This window comes from [Clostridium] citroniae WAL-17108, from assembly GCF_000233455.1.
Taxonomy (GTDB): domain Bacteria; phylum Bacillota; class Clostridia; order Lachnospirales; family Lachnospiraceae; genus Enterocloster; species Enterocloster citroniae.
Genome location: NZ_JH376420.1, coordinates 1,827,696 through 1,851,910 on the forward strand (window position 1 = coordinate 1,827,696; position 24,215 = coordinate 1,851,910).

A 24,215-nucleotide genomic window follows, 5' to 3' on the forward strand; every position below is an offset into this window, starting at 1 on the left:
ATTCCTACCTGCTTTATCTGTTTAATTCTGCTTTTGCGCAGTTCAGCAATGCTTTCATATATCCGGTGCAGTAGGCCCAGGACGGGTTCTCCCCTCCCACGCTTTCTCCCCACACGGGAACATGGTCCACATGGATGGCTCCGTCATAATCATAGCGTACAAACTGTTTCATCAGTTCATACATATCCATGTATCCGTCCTCCAGCAGGGTCTCCTCAAAATACGGGATCGTACTGCTTACATTTCTAAAATGCACCAGGAGAACCTTTTTGTTCTCCACAAAATATTGGATGTCCTCCATTACATTGCCGAACTTGTCCCCGCCTTCCAGCCAGCATCCGATACACATTTTCATCCCCAGATAGGGGCTGTTGCCGGCCAGCTCAAAGGCATGCTTGTAATCCTCCGCCGATGTGATCAGGTTGGAGATCCCAACCAGGCAGTCCACGGGCGGATCATTGGGATGAAGGGCGATTTTAACGTTTGCCTCCTCACAAACAGGAAGGGTACGGTCCAGGAAATACTTAAAGTTATCCCACATTTCCTCCTTTGTGTAGAGCCTTCCGTGTGTATACGGACGTTTTTCCAGCTCGCCGATATCAACCACACGCCCGATTCCTCCCCTGGTATGCCGGCTCACCTTAAACGCGGTGGTCAGTACCTGGTTGGGCTCCCATGTCATGTACACAACAGGGATCCCGGCTTTTCCCAGGATACGGTTAAAATTGTTGTAATCCTCAATGGCCTTATCCCTGCCCTCTAATCCCAGGTGGATTTTATCGCTCTTGTAAAGCCCAACATTACCAGCATCCGTTACGGTCAGGTCAAATTTCCTAAGACGTTCCGTGAACCGCATCACGGAATCATAGTCCGTGTGCTCATCCTTAAATATCACATATACGTATTTTACACCCATCTGTTTGATGAACAAAAGCTGTTCATCCGTGTAATCAGACACTACTTTTGACTGAACCTTGATTTTGTCTCCCAGCATAATTAATCCCCTTTAACTCTAGTCATTTTTATTTTGTCCAGTGTACTGCCTCTGGTGTCCACTGCTCCAGACTCACATCATAGATGCCGCTGTCCTCTAATCCCGGAACTGCAAAGGTTTCATAATATACCACCGCCATTGGGGTGATCATCACATAATCCTGCACCAGCGCCTTGGCAGCTTTCTGAAGGTTGGCCTTCTTCTCCTCGATGGTCTTAGCTGCCCTTGCTGCAAATAATGGCTCCTCAAACTCAGCAGGGCGCAGCATGATGCCGTGGTTCTTGATCCCCTCTGAGGAATAGAGGCGGATATAGTTGTTTGTGAAGTCCATCTTGCTGGCTCCCCTGTTTGCAATAAATCCGTCAATGTCATCTTCCTTCTGGATCGCCGCCAGGGCGGAGCTGTCCATTACATTGACCTCAGCCTTGATACCGATCTGTGCCAAAATGGCCTGGAATGCGGTTGCCGTGTCATTATCAACCGCCTTTGTATAGATGGTTGTCTCAAATCCGTTCGGATAGCCTGCTTCCGCCAGCATCTGCTTTGCAAGGTCCGGATCATACTCATAGAATTTTGCATCCGGTGCATATGCCCAGGAGTCAGAGGTACAGAACAGAGGGGTTGACTCTCCCAGTCCGCCGGATAATGCTTTTGCAACATCATCCCACTGGATCGCATGCATGATGGCCTGACGTACCTTTAAATCTCCCATTGGATGCTTGTCGCTTTTACTGTTCCAGATAATGTGCTTGATGTCGGCTACATTGGCGTTTTTACGTCCCACGGATTCAAATCCCGCCTGCTTGATGGCGTTGATAATGGCATCATTTTCAAACTTCATGGCCACGCCCACCTCCTTGTTCAAAAGGGCGGACATCATGGTGTTGGTGTCTGTGATCATGTCGATCTCCAGATGGTCAATATAGGGCTGTCCTTCGATCCTGTAGTCCTCGTTCTTGGTGTAAGTAATCTTGTTGTCGGCAATAAAGGATTCCAGGATAAATGGACCGGTTCCCACTGCATGGGTCTGGCACCATTCCACCCCGTTCTTCTCATAGGCTTCCTTGGAGCAGATATAGATGTCCCCTATTACATTGTCCCAGTTATTGGCCCACTCATCGTACTGGATCTGTACGGTCAGGTCATCCACCACTTTTACTTCCCTGGGCGTCCCGATCTCACTTGCCTTGCCGTTGTCAATGTACTGCTGGATGTTCCATGCAACTGCCTCCCCGTCACACACAGAGCCATCGTGGAATTTAACGCCGTCCCTTAATTTAATGGTAAACGTAAGATTGTCGGGATCCGTAACAAACTCTTCAGCCAGCCATGGGAAATAATTTCCCTCCGTATCAGCGCGTCCCAGGGATTCCAGAACGGGCTGTGCCCCAAAGCGGTCGCTGGTGGTAGTGGACTGGGGCATAAAAAATGTATTGTGCAGCTGCGGTATGGCAATGGTCAGGCTGCCTCCGGCTTCAATCTCACCCGGAACCTTGCTCTCTGCCCCATCATTTCCTGCAGCCTGGCTTCCCGCCGCTTCGCTTCCTGCAGCCTGGCTTCCTGCCGAGGGCGCTGCTGTGGCGGATGTCTTACTGCCGCCTCCGCAGCCGGATACCATACCCGCTGTCATTGCAGCGGCCAGTGCCAGTGCCAAGACTTTCTTCGATAACTTCATCATTCATTCCTCCTGTTATATAGTTTTTATTTGTTGAACTGCTGTTCATATAAAAAGCATGCTACCTCATGTCCCTTTCCCACATCCTTAAGCACCGGCACTTCCCTGCGGCACCTGTCGCACACATGGGAACACCTGTCATGGAAGGGGCATCCCTCCGGCCGTTTGGTCAGGCTGGGCACCTCACCGCGGATGGGAACACGTTCCCTGGACTCCTCCACTGCCGGGTCAGCCACAGGAACCGCGCTGAGCAGCGTCTTGGTATAGGGGTGAAGGGTGTTGCTGTAAAGCTCATCACAGTCCGCGATTTCAACCACTCTGCCCAGGTACATTACCAGAATCCGGTTGCTGATATGTTTTACCACAGCCAGGTCATGGGCTATAAACAGATAAGTCAGGCCCAGCTGGGACTGCAGTTCCTCCAGCAGGTTGATGATCTGGGCCTGTATGGAAACATCCAGCGCGGATATGGGTTCATCGCAGATGATCATATCCGGCTCCGATGAAAGGGCTCTGGCTATACCGATCCTCTGGCGCTGGCCCCCTGAAAACTCATGGGGAACCCTGTATTTTAACGCCGGATCCAAGCCCACGATACGGAACAGTTCGTCCACCCTGGCATTGTATTCCGCCTTATTCTTAACCAGCTTGTGCAGCAGAAGCGATTCTCCCACAATAGATTCCGCGGTCTGTCTTGGATCCAGTGAGGAAAACGGATCCTGGAAAATCATGGAGATCTTTCTCCGGAACGGATACATCTGCCTGTCATTAAAACCAGCTATATCCGTGCCATTAAAGATGATCTCACCCTCCTCCGGTTTGTAGACCCTCATAATACACCGGGCCAGGGTCGTCTTGCCGCAGCCTGACTCGCCCACGATCCCCAGGGTCTCACCTTTTTTTGCGTAAAAGTTGATATCCTCAATGGCCTTTACTTCCCCGGTCTTTTTGCGCATCATGCCGCTGTAAATGGGGAAATATTTTCTTACATTCTTTACATTCAGGCACAGTTCACCCCCTACAAGGATCTTAGGCGCTTTTTTCACCTCTTTGTCCGCGATCTCCTTTGCCTTGGCAGCCTTTTCCTCCTCAGTCAGATGACAGGCTGCAAAATGCTCCTTTTCCAGCTCCTTAAGCCCCGGTTTGGCGCACTCCCTGCACCGGTCCATCCTGTACTCGCACCGCTCGTAAAAAGGACAGTAGGACGGGCGTGTGGCCGGGTTTGGCGGCAGTCCCTCTATGGGGATCAGAATGCGGTCCTTGGGGTCATCCAGCCTTGGGATCGCCCGCAAAAGCGCTCTGGTGTAGGGATGTTCCGGATTGGCAAACAGCCGTTTGGCGTCCGTCATCTCCACCACGCTGCCGGAATACATCACGTAGATCCGCTCCGCAAACCGCGCTACGATTCCCAAGTTATGGGTGACAATAATGACCGCCGTATTCGTCTTTTTCGCAATATCACGGATCATCTCCAAAAGCTGTGCCTGGGTCGTCACATCCAGCGCCGTGGTCGCCTCGTCCGCCACCAGGACCGTTGGCTCCGATGACATAGCCATGGCGATCATGATGCGCTGGCGCATGCCGCCGGAAAACTGCTGGGGATAATAATCAAACCTCTGCTCCGCATCCGGGATATTGACCAGCTTAAGCATTTCAATGGTACGCTTTTTCGCGTCCTCTTTGCTCATCTTAAGGTGTTCTATAATGTTTTCCTGGATCTGATACCCAATGGTCAGCACCGGATTCAGGGAAGTCATGGGTTCCTGGAAGATCATACTGACTTTTCCGCCCCTCATATGGCGCATCTTTTCGCTGTCCACGCCCAGTTCCAGCATGTTTTGCTCCTCGCCCTGTATATAAACCTCTCCCCCTGTGATCTTTCCCGGAGAACTGATCAGCTGGAGCATACTCATCATGGTAACGGATTTTCCGCTCCCCGACTCCCCGACAATACCGATGATCTCGCCGGGATCCAGATACAGGGAAACCCCGTCCACTGCCTTTACCATCTGCCCGTCTGTCTTAAAACAGGTCTCAATATTTTTTATTTCCAACAAGTGTTCCATCCTTGGCCTCCTCCTAAACTTCGCCTCTGAGTCTTGGGTCCAGAGCATCGCGGACACCGTCACCAAACATGTTCAGACAGATAACAAGCACTGCCACACAGACACCGGGTGTCAGGGCAAATACCGGGTTCTGCAAAAGGAAAAGACGCCCTTCGCTGACCATGCTTCCCCAGGAAGCAGTAGGCGCGCTGATCCCCAGCCCCAAAAAGCTTAAGCCCGCCTCCGCCAGGATGGTCTGGCCTACCTGCTGGGTCATCATAACAATGATAGGGGAAATGCTGTTGGGCAGGATGTGTTTGAACATCAGCCTGAAATTCTTATTGCCCTGAAGCTTTCCCGCCATAATGTAATCCGCCTGTTTGATGGTCAGCACCTGGCCTCTCATCATACGCACATATCCTGCCATGGATGAGATGCCCAGGATGATCGCCAGGTTGCGGATGCCGCTGCCAAACACAGCAGTCAGCGCCATGGCCAGGATGATCTGCGGGATCGCCCTGATAGCCTCCATGATCCTGTTGATCACATCATCCACGATCCCTCCGAAGTAACCGGCGATCATGCCGAAAAAGGTACCGATGATACATGCGATCATAACGGCAAACACACCAATGATCAGGCTCACTCTTGTGCCGTAAATAATACGGCTCAGCACATCCCTTCCGTAATTATCCGTGCCCAGCAAATGGGCGCTGCCGGGTCCCTGGAGAAATGACGCAAAGTCAGCATAATTGGGATCGTAGGGTGAGATTACAGGCGCCAGTATTGCCACTGCGATAAACAGAACTACCACAACCGCGCTGACCATTGCCACCTTTCTGGCAAACAATGTCTTAACTATTTTCTTCCATCTTCCATTATTTTTCATCGCGCTGCCTCCTTACTCATAGCGGACTCTGGGGTCCACCACCGCATACAGGATATCCGTAAAAAGATTGATGATACAGGATACAAGAGCGGTTACCAGCACACAGGCCTGTACCACCGGAATGTCACGGGACTGGATCGCCTTCACAAACAGGGAGCCCATGCCCGGGATATTGAATACGGATTCCACAAACATGGAGCCTGCCAGCATGGAGCCCAGGCGCATTCCCAGGATGGTGATAACCGGTATCAGGGCATTTTTAAGGGCATGGATGTAAATGACCTTGCGGCTGGAGAGTCCCTTGCTTTTAGCTGTCCTGACATAATCCTGGCGGATGACTTCCAGCATACTGGAACGCGTCTGCCTTGTGGTGGTGGCAATGCCTCCCAGCGCCAGGCAGAACAGCGGCATGATGGTCTGGCGTATACCCATGGACAAGTCCTGTGAAAACCAGGTAAAGCCATAGGAGGGCAGCCATCCAAGCTTCATTGCAAATATATACATGACTAAAAGGGCGATCCAGAACTGGGGAAGACAGGCCGTAATATTGGCGATCAATGTCACCACCGTATCCGCGGGCCGCCCCCGGTAAACAGCGCTGATGACCCCAAATAGAATCCCCAGAGGGATACTTATGACAAATGCGCTGAGGGAAAAGAACATGGTAATGGGGATCCGCTCATTGAGCACCTCCAGCGTACTTTTATGGAACTGTGTGGACTGCCCCCAGTCCCCCTGCACCGCTCCTCCCAGCCAGCTGAAATACCGCCTGATCACAGGCTGGTCCAGCTTCAGTTCATGATAGACCCTGTCGTATTCCTCCTGGGAAACCTCTTCACCCAGCATTGCGTATACCGGATCGCCCGGAATGAACGACACCAGCATGAACGTAAAAATGGAAATAAGTATGAGGATCAGCAACATCTGTCCTGTACGCTTTACTATGTATGTCTTCATCTTGTTTCTACGGCAGGAATCTCCCCCCTGCCATATTCCTCCCTTCCTGTATCTGTTTTATGATCTGCTAATCTTCCTTCAAACCGTTTACCCCCCGGAGATTTCTTTCCCCGGCCACATATGGCTCCATACTCTTGCAGCATTCAATCTGAAGATCGGACAATACCAGGCCGTCCACCATTTCTGCATACAGCCCATAAAGCCCCGAATGCAGGATCCCATTCTCCCGGCATGGACGGATATCATAGCTGTCACACGGCCATTTGGACTGCTTTTCCAGGGTCACATGAACATTTTCCAGTTTCAGCCCCCTGATAACATGGTCCGGACTTGCGCAGATAAAGATGCCGTTTTCTCCCCTGCAGTTTATATCCCTCAATCTGACATTGCTGATCTGTCCGGCCGTGACGCCTTCCTTTCTGTCCATGACCGTGATGTAAACAGGCTCTGCCCGTCCCCACCACTGCTCTGAAAACCTTCTTGTCTCAATGGTCACATTGGAGACCAGAACATTTCTTATATTTCCTTTATCCCTTAGATGAAGGGAGATTCCCCGGTTGGTCCGGCTGATACAGCAGTTCTCAATGATTATGTTTTCAAAGTCATCCTCGCTCTCTGTTCCGATCTTGACCGCTGAACTGGTGGATATCAGCGTACACCCGGATATGAGGATATTTTTACAGGGACCATATTTTTCAAATCCCTTTGTGTTTTTCAGGACAATACAGTCGTCCGCGCATTCCACATGGCAATTCACAATCCGCACATCCTGACAGTGATCCGGGTCGATCCCGTCACAGTTTGCCATTCTCAGGTTGTTGAGGATGCGGACCGAATCCACCAGCACATCCCGGCAGCCTGCCATATGAAGGGTCCAGAAGGCGCAGCGTGTAAGTGTGACGTCCCTCACGGTCAGGTGCTCTACATCCTCCATGAGGATCATGGGGATCCTTGGATAATAGGCGCCCTCGATATGGTACCGTATCTGCTTTCCATAGTAGATCTCCTCCGATCCGTCAATGGTTCCAAAGCCTGTGATCCTGATATTTTCTCCGCCCCGGCCATAGATGAAATAGTAGCGCGGCTTTCCGTCATACTCACAATTAATATAGGAAGGAAGGCTTTCCTCATGCTCCACGGAACCTTCAGGGTCCTGGGGATCCAAAGGCTGGTAATCGGAGGGATCGGTACTTGCCTTTAGCACCGCTCCGCTTTCCACATACAGTTCCACATTGGATCTTAAAACAAGGGAGCCTGACATATAGGTTCCCCCGCCCGGCAGCACCACACGGCCTCCCCCTGCCTCAGAACATGCATCTATGGCTTTCTGGATCGCATTCCTATCCTTTGAGGCACCATCTCCGGCAGCTCCGTAATCACGCACATTATATTCCATGCCTATTCCTCCGGTTTATATACTTTTGCCATTTTCATTACTGACAAACTCTGTTATAATGGTGAAATGGTTATTTTATCCTTTTATCTTTTGACCCATTTGCATAATTATGTATATTATTACCATTTGCATGTTTTAATTATATATTATATTGTGCATAGTTTCCAATGACCCTTTCCTATCATTATTATAAGCATTGACTATAATAGTAATAATACTCATTACGAAAGAAGGCTTACAATGGATATACGTTATCTTGAGTACATACTGGTTCTGGCAGAGACAGGCAACATGACCCGGGCGGCCGGCAAGCTTTATATTTCCCAGCCCACCTTAAGCCAGTTTCTGTCCAAGCAGGAACAGGAACTGGGCACCCCTTTGTTCCAGCGCACCGGCGGTGTATACACCCTTACCCCGGTAGGGCATCTGTATGCGGATTATGCCCGGAAGGTCCTCACCCTCACCGACATTCTGGAAAAAGACATACAGCGCATTTCCACTGCCAGCCGCATCAGGATCGGCACCTCTGCCTCCCGCGCGCTGCAGATGCTGACCTCTATCCTGGTGGATTTCCGCAAATATTATCCCCGGGTAGAGCTGGCCCTGTCCGATGATAATCTGAGGGCCATGAGGAACGCCACGGCCAAAGGTGAGATCGATATTGCATTTGTGACAGCCAACGCCCTGGACCAGCACAAGGGGCAAAGCCTGGAGCTAAAAAAAGAGGAGGTGGTCTTTGCCGCCCCCATCAGCCACCCATACTGCCAGTCCCTGGAGCCGGGAAAGCATTACAGCCTGACAAGCAGACAGGTTCTGGAACATTTTGAAAACACACCATTTATCCTGCAGCTCAAAGGTTCCTGCATCCGTTATCTGGTGGATGCATTTTTCGGCAAGGATTTTAATCCCATCATTGCCTGCAGCACCAGCCACGCCCAGTCCATCTGCGACATGGTTTCCAGCAACATCGGCGTGGGCTTTATTCCCACGGGCTATGCGGTGGATTCCCCCAGGATCACTTACTTTTCCCTGGAACCCAAAATGTACCGGATCCATGCGATCCTGTTCAGGAAAGACTTGATCATGGAACCGCCCCATAAGTATCTGGTAAAGCTGGCACAAAAATATGTGGAGGAAAACTGGAAAAACCTATAAATTCTTTTATTTAAAAATAGCACCGGCAAAAAATTTGAGCACCGGCTGTTTGGGCTGCCAGTGCTCAATCCTTGTTTTAATTTGTCTGTTTCAATTTAATTGATAAGCGGTAAACAACCGCTGATATTGCCGCTGTGATAAATTCCGTGATCCAAAAAGCGCTCCAGACCCCAACAGGCCCCCAGATCCTGCACAGGATAAAGGCGGCAGGAATAATGATCACCACATACCGAAACAGTGAGATAATAAGGGACTGCGTTCCCTTCCCAAGTCCCTCCAGCGCTCCCGAGGACGTGACGGAAACAGATGAGACAATAAAACCGGCACTGATGATGCGAAGGGCCTTCTGTCCGGATAAAACCGTTTCAGGATTACTGGTGAACAGGCTGATAAGCTGTTTCGATGCCGTCAGGCACAGGACGGTTCCCAAAACCATGATGATACAGCTCATACAAAGGGTCATGTCATATATCCTTCTGACCCTTTTATGTTCTCCGGCACCGTAATTATATCCAATGATAGGGCGCATTCCCTGGACAATTCCATTGGCCGGTAGATAGAGGAATGTCTGTAATTTATAATAAATCCCCAAAATCACAACATAACTCTGTGAATACAGGGCTAAAATCCCATTCAAAAACGAAACCAGCAGAGAGGGAAGGGCAAGGTTTAAGATCGCGGGTATGCCGATGGAATAAAGCTTTAGATCCATGCTCCTATTGAACTTCAAATAATTCCGCCTGATACGCACGGGAATGGGACGCGCCAAATACATGAAAACGTACACTGCCAATGTGATCACCTGTCCGATCCCGGTGGCCCAGGCCGCACCGGCGATCCCCATTTCGGGGAAGAATCCGATTCCGAAAATCAACAGGGGATCCAGTATGATATTGGAAATGCATCCGCACAGCATACTGATCATGGTCATCCCCATCCTGCCCACGGACTGAAACATTTTCTCAAAGGAAAGACCTATCATAATCACCAGGGAAAACATAAACACAATAGTGGAATACTGTATTCCCAATTCAATGACACCTTCATCAGATGTAAACATATGTAAAAAAGCCGGCATGATGGAAATGCTTCCAACCGTAATCAAAATCCCATGGATGGCGGCAAACAAAAAGCCCTGGGTGGCGGCCGTGTCCACGCTTACCCTGTCGCCAGCCCCTGAGTAAAACGCTATCAGCGCATTGATCCCCACGCCATATCCGATGGCAACCGCATTGATCAGGTTCTGCACCGGATAGACAAGGGACAGCGCCGTCATGGCCTGTTCGCTGATCCGTGCAACAAAAAAGCTGTCCACTATGTTATACAGGGAATTCACAAGCATTGAGATGACCATGGGCAAAGCCATGGATACCAGCAGCGGCAGCACGGGTTTTTCTTTCATAAAACTGTCTTTCATTTTTCCCTCCATATTAAAATTCAGCTATTTCAGGCATTTCACTTTCCCAAATACACAAAAAGCCACACAATCACCCATGGGATGATTGTGTGGCGAAAAAAGTCAGACTGGAAAAGTCCACACCAAAATTTTAGTATTGACAGTATAGCATAAAGATCCGTGCCATGTCAAGGGATCGTGCTCCGGAATGAAATCCGCCTGTCAGCCGCCATTTCCCAGCAGCCACTCCACAATCCGCTTCTGTGCCTTCTTGGAATAATAGAACACATCATATTCATTTCCCTTATCACTGAGCCGCTTTTCCGCCTGGATCCCAAACTCTTCCCCTTCCTCTGTCAGCCGCTTCCGGGGTGTTCCATTAAGGAACCATATCTCAAAATTCCCAATGTCGTTCAGCCATTGCTCTACGGACTTTATGGTCAGGCGCTTCATGGATTCCCCGTCCCTTAAATCATTGATCTGGCCTATCAAGTCACTGAGGGATGCCTTCTCTGAATAATGGATCTGTTCCGCCAGTTCTTGTGTCATGATGAACTCGGTCTTGGTCTTCTTACCCTTTTTCTTTTTGTCCGGCTCCGGCTTTTCCTGGCTTCCATTCTCCCAGGCATCCATGGCCGTCTCCAGGTTCCAGTCGTCAAACTCATCACTGTCACTGGTAAAGTACAGGTCATCCCCGCCGGTTTCATATGGCTCATCCGCCGGATCACCCTCACTGCCAATAGCCCCCGCCTCCTCCATGACACAGGCCAGGAACCGTTCTCCGTATTTCTCAAACTTGAATTCCCCAACCCCGGACACGGTCAGCATCTCGGCTTTTGTCCTTGGCTTTACCATACACATGGACACCAGGGTCTTATCTGAAAACACAATATAAGGCGGTACATTTTCCTCCCTGGCGATCTCCATACGCAGGGTCCGCAGCTTTTCAAATAATCCCTCATCCGCATCCGACAGGGAAACACCTGCGGTCTTATTCTTCCTGGTCTTTTTCTCACTTTTTATCTTGGCGGGATGATCCTGTTCCTTGGCCATCTTCATCACAACCGGTTCCCCCTCCTCCAGAACCTGGAGGGATTTCCCGGTCAGCTTTACAATGGCATACTCATCATTGGTCACGGTGAGAAAATCCTGGAGCATGAGATGGTTCATCACCATCCGCAATCTGTGGGCGGGCACCTTGGCCAGCGCGCTGTAATAGGCGTTGGAGTCCATCCGGTACTGGCGGATCTTGGCCGTATTGGCTCCGCGGACCGTGTCAATGATCACATTCACCCCATACCGCTGGCGGCAGGACGACACACAGCCGATCAATGCCCCGGCAATATCCGTCACATCCACATTTTCAAACTGGGAAATACAGTTCTGGCAGTTGCCGCAGTAATTGGAGCCATACTCCCCAAAATACCGCAGGATATAATCCCTCAGACACTCATTGGTGAAACAGTAAAACGTCATCTTTCTCAAGCGGTCCCTGTCCCTCTCCTGCACGATCTGGCGGGTCAGGGGGTCCAGTTCCTGGTTATCCTGGTTGTTATCAATAAACAGCTGATTGGTGACCACGTCCTGGCCGCTGTAAAACAGGATGCATTCCCCCGGTTCCTGGTCACGGGAGCAGCGTCCTATCTCCTGGTAAAACGCCTCAATGCTCTTGGGCATATTATAATGTATGACATACCGGACATTGGATTTGTCGATCCCCATGCCGAACGCATTGGTGGCCACCATCACCTGACACCGGTCATAGATGAAATCATCCTGGTTCTGCCTGCGCTCTTTGTCGCTGAGACCGGCATGGTACCGGGTTACGGAAATGCCGTCCGCCCTCAATCTGTCGCTGACCTCCTCCACCAGTTTCCTGGTCAGACAATAGATGATCCCACATTGTCCTGGATGGATCTCCACAAAATTCTTAAGGGCTGCATATTTATCCTTGGGGGACTGTACGCCGAGATAAAGATTGGGGCGGTCATATCCGGTTGTAACCACCACCGGATCCTGAAGCATGAGAATATCTATGATATCCTCCCTCACCTCTTTGGTCGCTGTGGCGGTAAACGCGCTGACCACCGGGCGTTTTGGGAGTTTTTTTATGAAATCCACTATTTTCAGATAGCTGGGGCGGAAATCCTGTCCCCACTGGGACACGCAGTGGGACTCGTCAACGGCCACCATGGTGATCTTTGCGTGCAGGGCAAAATCCAGGAACCCTTCCGTCTCCAGGCGCTCCGGAGCCACATAGATAATGGGATAGCGCCCTTCCCTTGCAAGGCTGAGGGCTTTATAATACTGGCCCGCGGTCAGTGAACTGTTGAGATAGGCCGCATGGACACCTGCCTGATTCAGGGTTGACACCTGATCCTTCATGAGGGAGATCAGGGGTGAGATCACAAGGGTGATCCCCTCCATCATAAGCGCCGGTATCTGAAAACACAGAGATTTTCCTGAGCCTGTCGGCATGATCCCAAACACATCCCGTCCGGCAAGGATCCCATCGATCAGCGCCTCCTGGCCTTCCCGGAATGTATCGTAGCCAAAATACTGCTTTAATACCTGATATTTATCCATTAAGTATTTGATTCTCCTTATTTATTTCTCCTTATTAGCTCTCTTATATAACCCCCTGTAGATTGCAGGGGATTATCCTTAATGATTCATATCATACCATTTTCTGCAGCAAATTGCCATACGAGTTTTCCGGTATCGTACAGATCATACCCTCAAAGGGCATACTTCCCGGCAATATGTATCAGTTCCTGTATCATAGGCTCCTGATTGCTTTTCAGCAATGTCACGGCCACAATGTCGATCATCATGGACGGCCCGTCAAATTCCAGGCAGACCAGGCTTCCCGACTCGATCTCATTCTTAAGAGTGCTCCTGGCCAGAAATCCGATATGCCTGCTGTCGGAAACATATTTTTTGATCAGCTCCGCGCTGTCAATAAAAAAGCTGGTATTCAGATTCATTCCCGAACTTTTAAAAAGCTTGTTGGCCTCCTCATAGTAAACAGAATCCCTTTTTGTAAATAAAAACATCTCATCCGCAAAGTCCTCCAGCTTCACCAATGACCTGCGTGCAAGCCGGTGGCTGGGTGATACAAAAAATACCAGTTCATCCTGGCATATGCGGATGCACTCATACTTATCTTTGGGCAGTTTCCCCCAATAGTAACCAAAGGCAATATCCACATCATGGTTTTTCAGCTGATCGCAGAACGTGGATGGCAGCCCGTTGGATATGGAAAGGGGGATATTCTCATACTTTTGTAAAAATTCCCGATAGATAGGCGGCATCATGTTCAGCGCCAGGGATTCAGCCGATATGATGCGTATGCTCTGGATACCGCTCATCTTGGCCATCTGCTGCTGCACCTCCCGCCACATTCCCAGGATTTCCTCTGCCCTGGGCAGAAATGCCTCTCCGGCCTTTGTAAGCCTGCTGCCCCTGGAACCTGCCTCTATTAACTTTACTCCCAGTTCCCGCTCAAGGGATGTGATATGTTCCGCCAGCGTGGATTCAGCATAATGCAGTTCCATGGATGTTTTCAGAAAAGATTTCTTCTTTGCAAATGTAACAAAGGTTATCAAATGCTTTGTGTTCATCAAAAAAGTCCTCCTTACACCCGGATTTTACCTTGCTGTACGTTTCAGCCTGTAACAATTGTACCTGTCCGGCAGCAGAAAAGCAACACGGTATCCGTTGATTTTCGGAGGACTTGATGTGATCATTTCTGAAGCATTCTATTGTAATTGTATTTTGCATCAACCTCCAGAATATCCGCACCGGAACGGATCTCCGCCACCATGTCCTCCTCTTTTTGCCAGAGTTCCTCTGCTTTTAAAAGGACTGCTTCCATATGTTCCTGTGGGATGATGACCACACCGCTGTTATCTCCCATCACAATATCCCCCGGACGCACCTGGACTCCCCCGAACTGGATCATCTGGTTGGTACTCTCCTCCATCACACGGCCCCGGGCCGTACACACCACGGTTCCGCGGGCATAGACAATATAATCCGCATCCATGCAATCATTTAGATCACGGCAGCAGCCATCGATCACCGTACCGGAAATCCCCTTGACTTTGGCTGCATTGGCCAGAATACCGCCCCAACAGGATGTATCCATCCTGCCGCCATTGTCAATCACGATCACATCGCCTTTTTCCGCTGCAGAAATGGCATTCATTCCCAGGTGCGTCTTCTGTTTTGTCTCTCCCGCAGCTGTCATCCGCATGGTGACCGCCGGACCTACGATCTTTGTCCACCGCTCCGCCATAGGCCGGATACCGCATGTAGAACCATGGATTCCAAGAGCATCCAGGGCATCTGATACATTTGTGGATGACAGCTTTCTGAACCGTTCACCATATAACTCATTAAACCTGCTCATATCACAAATCCTCCCTTATTCCCTTGTCTGCAAATGGTGGTAGCCAACCTGGCTGCGCGCATCCTTTAAGGCCATGCCCTGGGATACAAGTTTAAAAATACTCTGCTCTTTTTCCTCGATCTCCTCCGCTATCCGGGCCGCCTCCTCCGCCATGTCCTGAGGGATCACCACCACTCCGGTATCGTCACCCAGGATGATATCACCTGGATACACGGGGATATCTGAAAGCTGCACCGGTGTATTTACCGCATCCACCCGTACCCGGTCCTTGCCCGTGCGCATATAATAGCCTTTTGAAAACACCGGATACCCACACTCCAATACAGCAGGTATATCCCGGCACACCCCATCTATGACCGTACCCTCGATCCCTCTGAGTTTTGCGGTTTTTGCCATAATATCACCCCAGACCGTACAGTTATCACGGCCGCCATTGTCAATTACAACCACCTGGCCCGGCTGTACATCATCCAGGAAATCCCCCACCGTTCCTTGTACCACGCCGCAGGGCACGTAATGGACCGTAAATGCCCTGCCGCAGATCTTAAGCCCGGTGCTGACCGGCTTTATATGATACCCGCAGCACTCGATCCCCAGCTTATCCATGGCATCGGAAATGCTGGTGGTATCCAGTTTTCTTACACGTTCAACAATTGTATCCGTCATCATCAATTCCCCCTATTCTTCAATCACTCCTAATGCCTGGAATGTTTCCTGGTAACCATATATATCAAACAATGACTCGCCTCTGCGCAGGCGTTCCATGACGCCCTTTTCCTTTTCCCTGCGCATATCCGCCAGTCTTAAAACCTCTGCCGCTTCCTCACAGGGGATGACTGCGATCCCATCCCAATCTCCCAGGATAACATCCCCGGGATGGACCAGCACCCCTCCCACAACAACAGGGTGGTTAATGGTTCCCTTTACAGCCTTTGAAGTTCCAAACACACTTACCCCTCCTGAAAATACCGGGAAATCCATGCTGCTCAATGCCTCTGTATCACGCACTCCGCAGGTCACCACCAACCCGTTGACGCCATGGCTTTGGCAGTCCACTCCAAGCACCTCCCCAAATGGTCCGTTATCCGCCAGAGGACCCATATCCGCAACGATCACATCATCCTTTTGGGCCATGCTGACAGCCTTGATCAGCATAAGATTATCGCCTGCATGGCACTTAACAGTCAGCGCCCGTCCGCATAATTTCATCCCCTGGCGTATGGGCCGTATGTTATGTGTCATGGCTCCACGTTGTCCCATGGCTTCATGAACCGTTGCCACATCCTGACGGCTGAGTTTTTCCAAAATTTCATCACTGATCAGCGGACGCAGTCTTATCACATCTTTCTTCATCCTTCCCTTTCCTCCTTTTTTTATTTGCAGGCTTTAAGTGTACTCCGGGAATCTCCGGGAATACACTAATGTGCAACAGCCTTCGCTACTTTTGCCTGCCTCTTTTTTTCCGTATAGTCCACAATATAGGTTCCCACCAAATCCCCATAGCAGTTCATAGTGGTATTCAGAAGGTCGATGATAAAGAACACGCCTGAAATGATGGCAACCGCTTCCGTGGGCATAGAAAATGTATCAATGATAATTGCAATGGTCACCAGTCCGCCTCCCGGGATCCCGCCGGAACCGGTTGTTAAAAGCAGCGCGATGAGGATCGCTTTGACCAGTTCACTGAAACCAAAGGTCACCCCTGCTGCCTGAGCCGCAAACAATAGCGATATGGTCAGCATGATCGCCTGCCCGTCTTTGTTCATCTGGGAACCCAGGGGAATGGTAAAACCATAGATTGCCTGGCTGCACCCCAAATTCTTGGCGCACTCCATATTAACCGGCACAGAGGCAACGCTGGAAGAAGTGCTGCATGTGGTAGCGATCAGGGCAAAGGTCTTTTTCAGGAAATCCAAAGGCGTCTTTCCTGTCATGATAAACAGGATCACAAAGTAAATGCAGAAATGCACCAGCATGCAGACTGCCACTGCCGCAATGTATTTCATTGCAGGCCCGAACATGGCGGCGCCATACTTACCCACAGTTGAACCGATCAGCGCAAAGACGCCAATGGGCGCGTATCCCATAACAATGGCGACCATTTTGTTAAACAGTCTTGCAAATGCGTTAAACGCCTTAAACAGCATGTTCTTGTCCTCTTTTTCCATCATAAGGACAGCTATGCCGGCAAAAACAGAAAACACCACCACCTGGTCCAGCTTTGTGTTGGCCAGGGCTGAAAAAATATTGGAGGGCACCATGCCCACCAGCGTGTCCAGCATACCCGGAACTTCAGCAATCTCCCCCTGGTATGACTCAGTGAGGACCAACCCGGCCCCAGGTCTTAATAGCAGGCCGCCTCCTACCCCTACCACTGCTGCAAATATGGTTGTCAGGCCGTAATAAGCCAGGGATTTCACACCAATGCGCCCAAACACCTCAGGTCCATCCAGTGATGAGATTCCAGAGACAAGGTTAAAGAATATCAACGGCACGCACGCCATTTTCAAAAGATTCAAAAAAAGAGTTCCGAAAATTTCAAATGCCTGCATTCTTTCACCAAAAAGAATGCCGCACACCACCCCAAGGACCATTCCGCACATCAGTTTATATACCAATGGCACCCTCTTATACAGTTTCCACATATTGTTCCCTCCTATGTTTTGCACTCTCTTACAGACCGGCATTTCCCCCGGTCCGGCGCATCCCTCTAATCCGGCGCGCTCCCCGGTCCGGCGCGTTCACCAGCCCTTACGTTCTCAGACCGCCGGATACTCACAAGGTCCCTTCAACAGCACGGTCATCTCCACTTCCACCACCGCATTGTCCGGCAATGCCTGCACTCCGATGGCGCTCCTGGCATGCTGTCCGGCATTTCCAAACACCTCTAACAACAGGTCGGAAGCGCCGTCCAGAACTTTGGGATTCTGCGTAAATCCGGGAGCAGCGTTGATATATCCGTTTACCTTAAGGATCCGGGCCACATGATCCAGACTTCCCACTGCCTGTTCAATGGCTGCCAGGCAGTTGACCGCGCAGATCCTGGCTCCCGCGTAAGCATCCTCAAGAGTGCTGTCCTCCCCCACCTTTCCCTTGTGTTTCACAATACCATTGACCCTTGGAACCTGTCCTGCAGTAAACAGCAGATAACCTGACGCTGCTGCCGGTATATAGGAACCGCTGGGTCTGCTGACCTGCGGCAATACGATCCCAAGCTCCTTAAGCCGCTCTTTTGCACTGACTGCCATCTGTCCTTACTCCTCCCCTTGCTCACAAGTTTTCAGGAAATCCACCAACCGGTCCACATCCTCTGTGTTATTATAGAAATGAAACCCTACCCTGAGAAGCCCTTCAGCCGGACAATGGGCGCGGATACCGCTTTTGGCCGCCTTTTCATCTGTCATCCCCCACTCCGCGGGCATTGCTAGGGTGACGATGCTGGAACGGTTTTCCTTTTTAAAGTTACCATATATTCTTGTCTTTTTCAGTTCCTTTTCCACACGGTCATAAAGGTAATCGACCAGGGAAAGGCAGTATTGCTCCACATCATCTGCCCCCAGCTCGTTATACCTGCTGATGGTCTTTGACACACCTTTCAGGCCCACCACGCTGATGCCTCCGCACTCAAACCGCCTTGCATCTTCACTGATCACCGGATGCTCCGTATCCTTATGCCACCGGTCAACGGAGCAGCTCCATCCAGTGTCCACAAGCTTCAGGCACTTCTGCAGCCGCTTGCTGATATATGCAAAGCCGATGCCAAGAATACAGCAAAGCCATTTATAGGAGGATGTTGTCAGGAAATCAATCTTCATTTCCTCCACATCGATCTTCATGGCACCGGCTGCCTGTGTTGCATCCACGGCAAACCATATATCATTTTTCCGGCAGAACTCTCCATACACTTTTAAATCATGTTTAAAGCCGTATGTATTCTCCACGTAGCAAAGACAGATTGCACGCGTATGCTCGTCCACCAGTCTATAGATATCCTCCGGTTCCGTGACTCCTTCCCTGGGATGCACAAAACGGACTTCCACTCCATCCTGCATCTTATTCAGCATGATATATGGGACAGATGCGTGGGAATTGGCAGTGGTAATAATATTATCCCCTTCCTTCATCCCGATACCGTTTATGAAAATATTAAACAGCCATGTAGAACTAAGGCCATACATGACCTCATCGCTTTTGCAGTGGAACATTTGCGCAACAATGCCGCGCATCTCATCCGCAAAGTCCCAGGTCTCCGTAAATTCCCGGAATGTCATGCTGTTTTCAGACATGTCATCCAGATACGCTTTCATCGCCTGTGTACTGTAGCTGGGATACAGGCCGCCGGACGCATGGTCCAGATACGTCCAATGGGCAAGGGCCGGATAATACTCCCTCTCCTGTTTAAATTTTTCTTTTAATTCCATGTACTTCCCCTCCATCAAAGTTCTTATTGATCTGTGATTTTATTATATCCGCTATCATAACCGTGTGCTCACGGTTTATCCGGCCGGTGTGCCCGAAAAAACCGGCCCTGTGACAATCCATACCGCTCCAGTTTTATCAGGATCCGTTTTCCTGCATCATTAAAAAGGCCGCCCGGAACACCTGACATTTGTCAAATATTCCGGGCAGCCCCTTATCTCTTATCACAGACCTCTATGACGGCCCGCATCAATTTATATCGTAACTTCCTTTCCTTTTTTGTTTCTTCTTTCTTCCAGCCGGTACAGGAACAGGGTTGCGGACGCATCCCCCACCGTACTGATCGCAGTGGCGCCCATATCAAACAGACGGTAGAAGGAGCCTACAATGGCGATCAATTCCATGGGAAGGTTAAATGCAGCGCCCACGATCATCAGCCTCACAATGCCGCCTCCGGGAACCGCCGCAGCACCGGCGGAAACCAGCGTGGTCAGCAGTACCATCTGGATCATCTGGGCAAAGGTAAGTTCCAGGCCAATGGCCTGCGCGCAGAAGATCATGACGACAGCCGTCAGTATGGCGGCTCCGTCCTGGTTGATCTGCGCCCCCAGGGGTATACAGAAATTAGCAATGGGTTTGGGTATATTCAGTTTATCTGTCGCCACACGCAGGTTTGTAGGTATGGTCGCCGCACTGCTGCAGGTACTGGCCGCGGTGACAATGGTGTCGCTTACACTCTTAATAAACCGTATGGGCCCGTAGCCGGAGAGGGTAGGCAATCCCACCACGATCAGTATAAAGTGAATGATACCCGCCACATAGTATGTTCCCACAAGCTTTGAAATTGTGGCTAAAAACTCCACGCCGTACTGGCCCATGGTGGATGCCATCAGACAGAAAACACCGATGGGAGCCACAGCCATCACAATTTTAATGATCGCCATGGACAGATTGTACATCATCTCAAACCAGGCAGTGATGCTTTTTCTCTGTTCATCTGATTTAATAAATACAATAGCGATTCCTATGATGACCGATATGACCAGAACCTGAAGCATATTGGCATCCGTAAAAGACTCAAACACATTGGTTGAAAATAATCCCTTGCAGAATTCAGTGAATGAAGGCATCTGGCTCACCTCCATAACAGCATTGGTATTCTCAAACACAAACCCATTGCCGGGCCTTAGAAATACGGCCACCGGGATTGCAATGCAGGTTGCGATCAGGGTGGTGCAGGTATATATGAACAGGATACGGATGCCCAGACGTCCCAGCATCGCCGGATCATCCATGCTTGTGATCCCATTCACCATAACAAAAATAACAACAGGAACCAGGAACATTTTCATCATATTCAGCCAAATGGTTCCGATAAATCCGATGGAGGCTGCCCCAGGTCCGATCAGCAGACCTGCAATGCTGCCCAGGATCATTGCCAGAAAAACAAGAACAGAATTGCTAAGCTTTATCTTTTTCAGCATGGTCATTATCCCTCCTTTTCAGATCCGGCTTCAACAATCTCCTGGGATTCGTCCATACACACTACCCTCTGGGGCTTTCCCTCTTCAAAATAAACCCTTGGTATACTGTAATTTAATGAAACCAAAAATTCCGGAACAGACTTCTTCCATCTGGCCATCAGATCCTGAATAGTAATTTCATAGTCCCCCTGGGTTCCAAGGATCACCACCTCATCACCGATTTCAGCCTCTGGGCAGTCCGTCAGGTCCAGAATTGTATGTTCCACGCAGATGGAACTTGCCACCGGGATCTTTTTTCCCCGGATCAGAACATATCCCCCATTGGCCTGGTGAGGGCTGATACCGTCATACATTCCTCCGGCCATAACGCCGATACGCATGGGACGGTCCAGCTTAACTGCGGCAAACCCTTCCCCAAACTTTCCTCCAATGGTATCTTTCACACACAGAAGCTTACTCTTCCAGGCTTTGATGGCCGGCTTCAGATCAGGCGCCGGCTCCCTTCGTTCTATGGTCGAATACCCCCACATGCTTTGTCCGGGGCAGATTCCTGTAAGTCTCATGTCAGGCCGCGAAATACTGCCGTTTGAATTGGCGATCTGCAAAAACTCCGGCTTGACACCCAATGCCTCAACTGCCCGGATCGCTCCAACAAAACGATCATACTGCCATTGTGAGAACGACTCCTTATCCGGCCAGTCCGGACAGGACATATGGCTGTACATGCCCACTATGTCAATATTTTTATATGCAAGGACCTGCTTTACAAAATCAGCCAGTTCTTCTGCATTAATACCAAGGCGGCCGCGGCCTGTTTCAACGGGCAGAAATACCTTCATTGTTTTGTTTCCCGCTGCTTCTGATATGGCTTTTACCTGGGAAATGCTGCTCACAGTAGGCATCAGGTCATATCTGACATACAGGTCGGCAACTTCCTCAATGTTGTTTCCGACAAACAGCATGATGGGGGATTTGATCCCGTTTTTTCTTAGCTTGACAGCCTCATGCAAAACTCCGGAAGCCAGGTATTTTACCTTGCATGTTTCCAGGGCGCGGGCAACCTCCACAATACCATGGCCATATGCATTGGCCTTGATCGCAGGCATCACGATGATCTCCGGTCCCACCATTTTCTGCAGTTCATAATAATTGTTTTTAATTGCATCCAGATCGATCTCCAGCCAACAGGATCTGGTTAAATATTTACTGTAATTATACATCCTTCCCCAATCCTTTCCTCATACCATTTTATAGTTTTATCAGGTGCGCACCCTGCTTTATATAACAGCAAGTTCCATGCCAAGTAATAAATCCGCTGTTTTAGCCAGTTTCTCCCCCTTTTTTCCCATTGGCATGTTGCAATTTTAATCATATGCAACTATAATATGTTTAAATATACCACCATCCAACCACCCATTGAGAGGAGTTACCTCATGCCGCAAAAATTCTATATAACAAACATGTACGAAAGTATGCTTCAGACAGTGGACGAGGTATGTAAGGATCTTGGCTGCCAATATGATTTTATTGATTTCCATGACATAACGGAAAACCTTTCCCTGCAGATCCGGGCTATCTTTAACGAACAGGGCTATCCATATGTAATTGTAACACGGGGAGCCATGGCCAACTACCTGAAACAGGAGTTTCCGGACATTATCATCCTCAGTGCCAATCCCGGCAGGATGGACACCCTTGAGGCGTTGGCCGGCACGGGCCGGTACGGTGACAGGGTTGGATTATTACTGGCAGACAATGATCACCTGGACCTGAACTTGCAGTTTGTAAAAGACCTGCTCAACATCAGGGAACTGAACATATACAGATATGCATCAAAGAAAGATATTGAGACCCAGATCGTCCTGGCACAGTCCCAGGGAATGGATTGTGTGGCAGGGGGAGGCACCATTGGCCAGGATGTGGGCCATGCCCTGGGATATCCTGTTGTCTTTGTCAAAACAAGCAAGGACACCATAAAGAAGACGATCATCCAGGCTTGTTCCATCCTCAACTCTAAAAGTTATGAAGAAAACCAGCTGCAGCTCTTGTATCAGATCCAGAATGCATTTCACGAAGGGCTGATGATGATACACAACGGCAGGGTCTGCCTTATAAACAATACCATGGAACAGCTGCTGGGGGTGACCACGCCCCAGGTTGTGGACAAACCCTTGTCTGACATATCATCCCAGTTTACCATAAAGGATCTGGCAGCATTTATGGAGGACCAGGAACAGGATGAATGTATCTCCCTGGTCGGGGACTCCCTGTATTTTATCCAGAAATTCTGGATCACCGTGGATGAGCACTGCAGGAATCTGGTGATCGTAATAAGAAATGCAGAGGAAATCCAAGACAGCGAGTCCAGACTCCGCAATAAAATACATAAAAAGAATACAAATACAAGCTATTCATTCCAGAACATAATAGGCAGCAGCCATAAAATGAAAGAAACCATCAACAAAGCCATGCTGTACTCCACGGTGGATGCAAATATATTGATATACGGCGAAAGCGGAACAGGAAAGGAACTGTTTGCCCAGAGCATACACAATGCCAGCCAGCGCAGATCCCAGCCCTTTGTGGCGGTAAACTGCGCCGCAATACCGGAGTCACTCCTGGAAAGCGAATTATTCGGATATGAGGAAGGGTCCTTTTCCGGTGCAAAAAAGGGTGGAAAGACCGGCCTCCTGGAACTTGCCCATAATGGAACCCTGTTTTTAGATGAAGTCAACTCCCTGTCCATGAAAATACAGGGCGCGCTGCTGCGCGCAGTACAGGAAAAGGAGATCCGGCGGGTGGGGTCCAAAACTCCTATTTACATTGATATCCGTATTATATCCGCTGCCAACAAAGATATCGGGGCCATGATACAAAACAATGAGTTTCGTTCAGACTTATATTTCCGCCTGAATATATTGAATTTATATCTGCCTAATCTGAACGAGCACTCTGAAGACATCCCCCAGTACATTGACTTCTTTTCCCAGATGTATTCCAGGCTCTACAAGGTTCCCATTACCCGGAAGATGGCTGATGAGGAGATAAGGTTCCTGGTTACGCGGAAATGGCAGGGAAATATACGGGAGCTTCAGAATGTGATCCACCGGTACATTATATTAAACAGTATGAAAATCACACCGGTCAGGGTCTGTCTGGATGAATATGAGGTCAAACATGGCCCCTCTGATAATGTTACGGATCACGCCCATATGATGATCGTGAACAAAGGGCCGTTAAAGGATATGGAACTAGAGATCATCCGTGGGTGTCTTGCGGAGAATGGGGGAAATATAAACAGAACCTCGGAACAACTGGGCGTGTGCAGGACTACCATATGGAGGAAATTAAACCAGCAGGAGGGGCAGTGATCCCCGGTCCCTGCGCCCCC

Annotated in this window: 19 protein-coding genes; 2 read left to right on the forward strand and 17 right to left on the reverse strand. The window is 49.8% G+C overall.

All coding sequences use genetic code 11. The annotated features are described in order from the left end of the window. Positions 1–13 precede the first annotated feature (13 nt). The 6 genes from HMPREF9469_RS08245 to HMPREF9469_RS08270 all read right to left on the reverse strand — a co-directional run bounded on the left by HMPREF9469_RS08245 (position 14) and on the right by HMPREF9469_RS08270 (position 7,956). A complete protein-coding gene (locus HMPREF9469_RS08245) occupies positions 14–994 on the reverse strand; it encodes a mannonate dehydratase (protein ID WP_007860888.1) in 981 nt (326 codons plus the stop codon). A 28-nt stretch (positions 995–1,022) separates the two neighbouring features. Continuing rightward, complete coding sequence (locus HMPREF9469_RS08250) at positions 1,023–2,672, reverse strand: ABC transporter substrate-binding protein (RefSeq protein ID WP_007860890.1); 1,650 nt, start codon at positions 2,670–2,672, stop codon at positions 1,023–1,025. Between the two features lie 23 nt (positions 2,673–2,695). Beyond that, entirely contained in the window at positions 2,696–4,735 is a 2,040-nt protein-coding gene (locus HMPREF9469_RS08255) for an ABC transporter ATP-binding protein (protein ID WP_007860891.1), read from the reverse strand. A gap of 13 nt (positions 4,736–4,748) precedes the next feature. Continuing rightward, positions 4,749–5,603: an ABC transporter permease gene (locus tag HMPREF9469_RS08260; RefSeq protein WP_007860892.1), complete on the reverse strand. Its 855-nt coding sequence runs from the start codon at positions 5,601–5,603 to the stop codon at positions 4,749–4,751. 12 nt (positions 5,604–5,615) lie between these two features. Continuing rightward, on the reverse strand, positions 5,616–6,560 hold the full coding sequence (locus tag HMPREF9469_RS08265) for an ABC transporter permease (protein WP_040415195.1): 945 nt from the start codon (positions 6,558–6,560) through the stop codon (positions 5,616–5,618). Between the two features lie 67 nt (positions 6,561–6,627). After that, positions 6,628–7,956, reverse strand: a complete 1,329-nt coding sequence (locus HMPREF9469_RS08270; protein ID WP_007860894.1) for a glycoside hydrolase family 28 protein — start codon at positions 7,954–7,956, stop codon at positions 6,628–6,630. A gap of 240 nt (positions 7,957–8,196) precedes the next feature. Here HMPREF9469_RS08270 and HMPREF9469_RS08275 point away from each other — a divergent pair, with 240 nt between their 5' ends. Then, positions 8,197–9,111: a LysR family transcriptional regulator gene (locus tag HMPREF9469_RS08275; RefSeq protein WP_007860895.1), complete on the forward strand. Its 915-nt coding sequence runs from the start codon at positions 8,197–8,199 to the stop codon at positions 9,109–9,111. Positions 9,112–9,187: 76 nt separating this feature from the next. Here HMPREF9469_RS08275 and HMPREF9469_RS08280 read toward each other — a convergent pair whose 3' ends face one another. The 11 genes from HMPREF9469_RS08280 to alr form a co-directional block, all read right to left on the reverse strand. Continuing rightward, entirely contained in the window at positions 9,188–10,528 is a 1,341-nt protein-coding gene (locus HMPREF9469_RS08280; RefSeq protein WP_007860896.1) for an MATE family efflux transporter, read from the reverse strand. 201 nt (positions 10,529–10,729) lie between these two features. After that, positions 10,730–13,093 (reverse strand): DNA helicase RecQ, encoded by a 2,364-nt coding sequence (gene recQ, locus HMPREF9469_RS08285; RefSeq protein WP_007860897.1) that lies wholly within the window; start codon positions 13,091–13,093, stop codon positions 10,730–10,732. 152 nt (positions 13,094–13,245) lie between these two features. Further along, positions 13,246–14,130 carry a LysR family transcriptional regulator gene (locus HMPREF9469_RS08290; RefSeq protein WP_007860898.1) on the reverse strand — a complete coding sequence of 295 codons (885 nt, stop codon included), beginning with the start codon at positions 14,128–14,130 and terminating at the stop codon, positions 13,246–13,248. A 122-nt stretch (positions 14,131–14,252) separates the two neighbouring features. After that, positions 14,253–14,921: an RraA family protein gene (locus HMPREF9469_RS08295; protein ID WP_007860899.1), complete on the reverse strand. Its 669-nt coding sequence runs from the start codon at positions 14,919–14,921 to the stop codon at positions 14,253–14,255. Between the two features lie 15 nt (positions 14,922–14,936). Continuing rightward, complete coding sequence (locus HMPREF9469_RS08300; protein WP_007860900.1) at positions 14,937–15,590, reverse strand: RraA family protein; 654 nt, start codon at positions 15,588–15,590, stop codon at positions 14,937–14,939. Positions 15,591–15,599: 9 nt separating this feature from the next. After that, positions 15,600–16,274: a 4-carboxy-4-hydroxy-2-oxoadipate aldolase/oxaloacetate decarboxylase gene (locus tag HMPREF9469_RS08305; RefSeq protein ID WP_007860901.1), complete on the reverse strand. Its 675-nt coding sequence runs from the start codon at positions 16,272–16,274 to the stop codon at positions 15,600–15,602. A 65-nt stretch (positions 16,275–16,339) separates the two neighbouring features. Beyond that, positions 16,340–17,566 (reverse strand): dicarboxylate/amino acid:cation symporter, encoded by a 1,227-nt coding sequence (locus HMPREF9469_RS08310; RefSeq protein WP_007860902.1) that lies wholly within the window; start codon positions 17,564–17,566, stop codon positions 16,340–16,342. Positions 17,567–17,680: 114 nt separating this feature from the next. Beyond that, entirely contained in the window at positions 17,681–18,169 is a 489-nt protein-coding gene (locus HMPREF9469_RS08315) for a RidA family protein (RefSeq protein ID WP_007860903.1), read from the reverse strand. A gap of 6 nt (positions 18,170–18,175) precedes the next feature. After that, on the reverse strand, positions 18,176–19,342 hold the full coding sequence (locus HMPREF9469_RS08320) for an aminotransferase class V-fold PLP-dependent enzyme (RefSeq protein ID WP_007860904.1): 1,167 nt from the start codon (positions 19,340–19,342) through the stop codon (positions 18,176–18,178). A 252-nt stretch (positions 19,343–19,594) separates the two neighbouring features. Continuing rightward, positions 19,595–20,824, reverse strand: coding sequence for a dicarboxylate/amino acid:cation symporter (locus tag HMPREF9469_RS08325; RefSeq protein WP_007860906.1), 1,230 nt, complete (start codon positions 20,822–20,824; stop codon positions 19,595–19,597). A gap of 5 nt (positions 20,825–20,829) precedes the next feature. Further along, complete coding sequence (alr, locus tag HMPREF9469_RS08330) at positions 20,830–22,044, reverse strand: alanine racemase (RefSeq protein ID WP_007860914.1); 1,215 nt, start codon at positions 22,042–22,044, stop codon at positions 20,830–20,832. 213 nt (positions 22,045–22,257) lie between these two features. Between alr and HMPREF9469_RS08335 the strand changes: the two genes are divergently transcribed. Continuing rightward, positions 22,258–24,195 (forward strand): sigma 54-interacting transcriptional regulator, encoded by a 1,938-nt coding sequence (locus HMPREF9469_RS08335; protein ID WP_007860916.1) that lies wholly within the window; start codon positions 22,258–22,260, stop codon positions 24,193–24,195. The last annotated feature ends 20 nt before the right edge of the window (positions 24,196–24,215 follow it).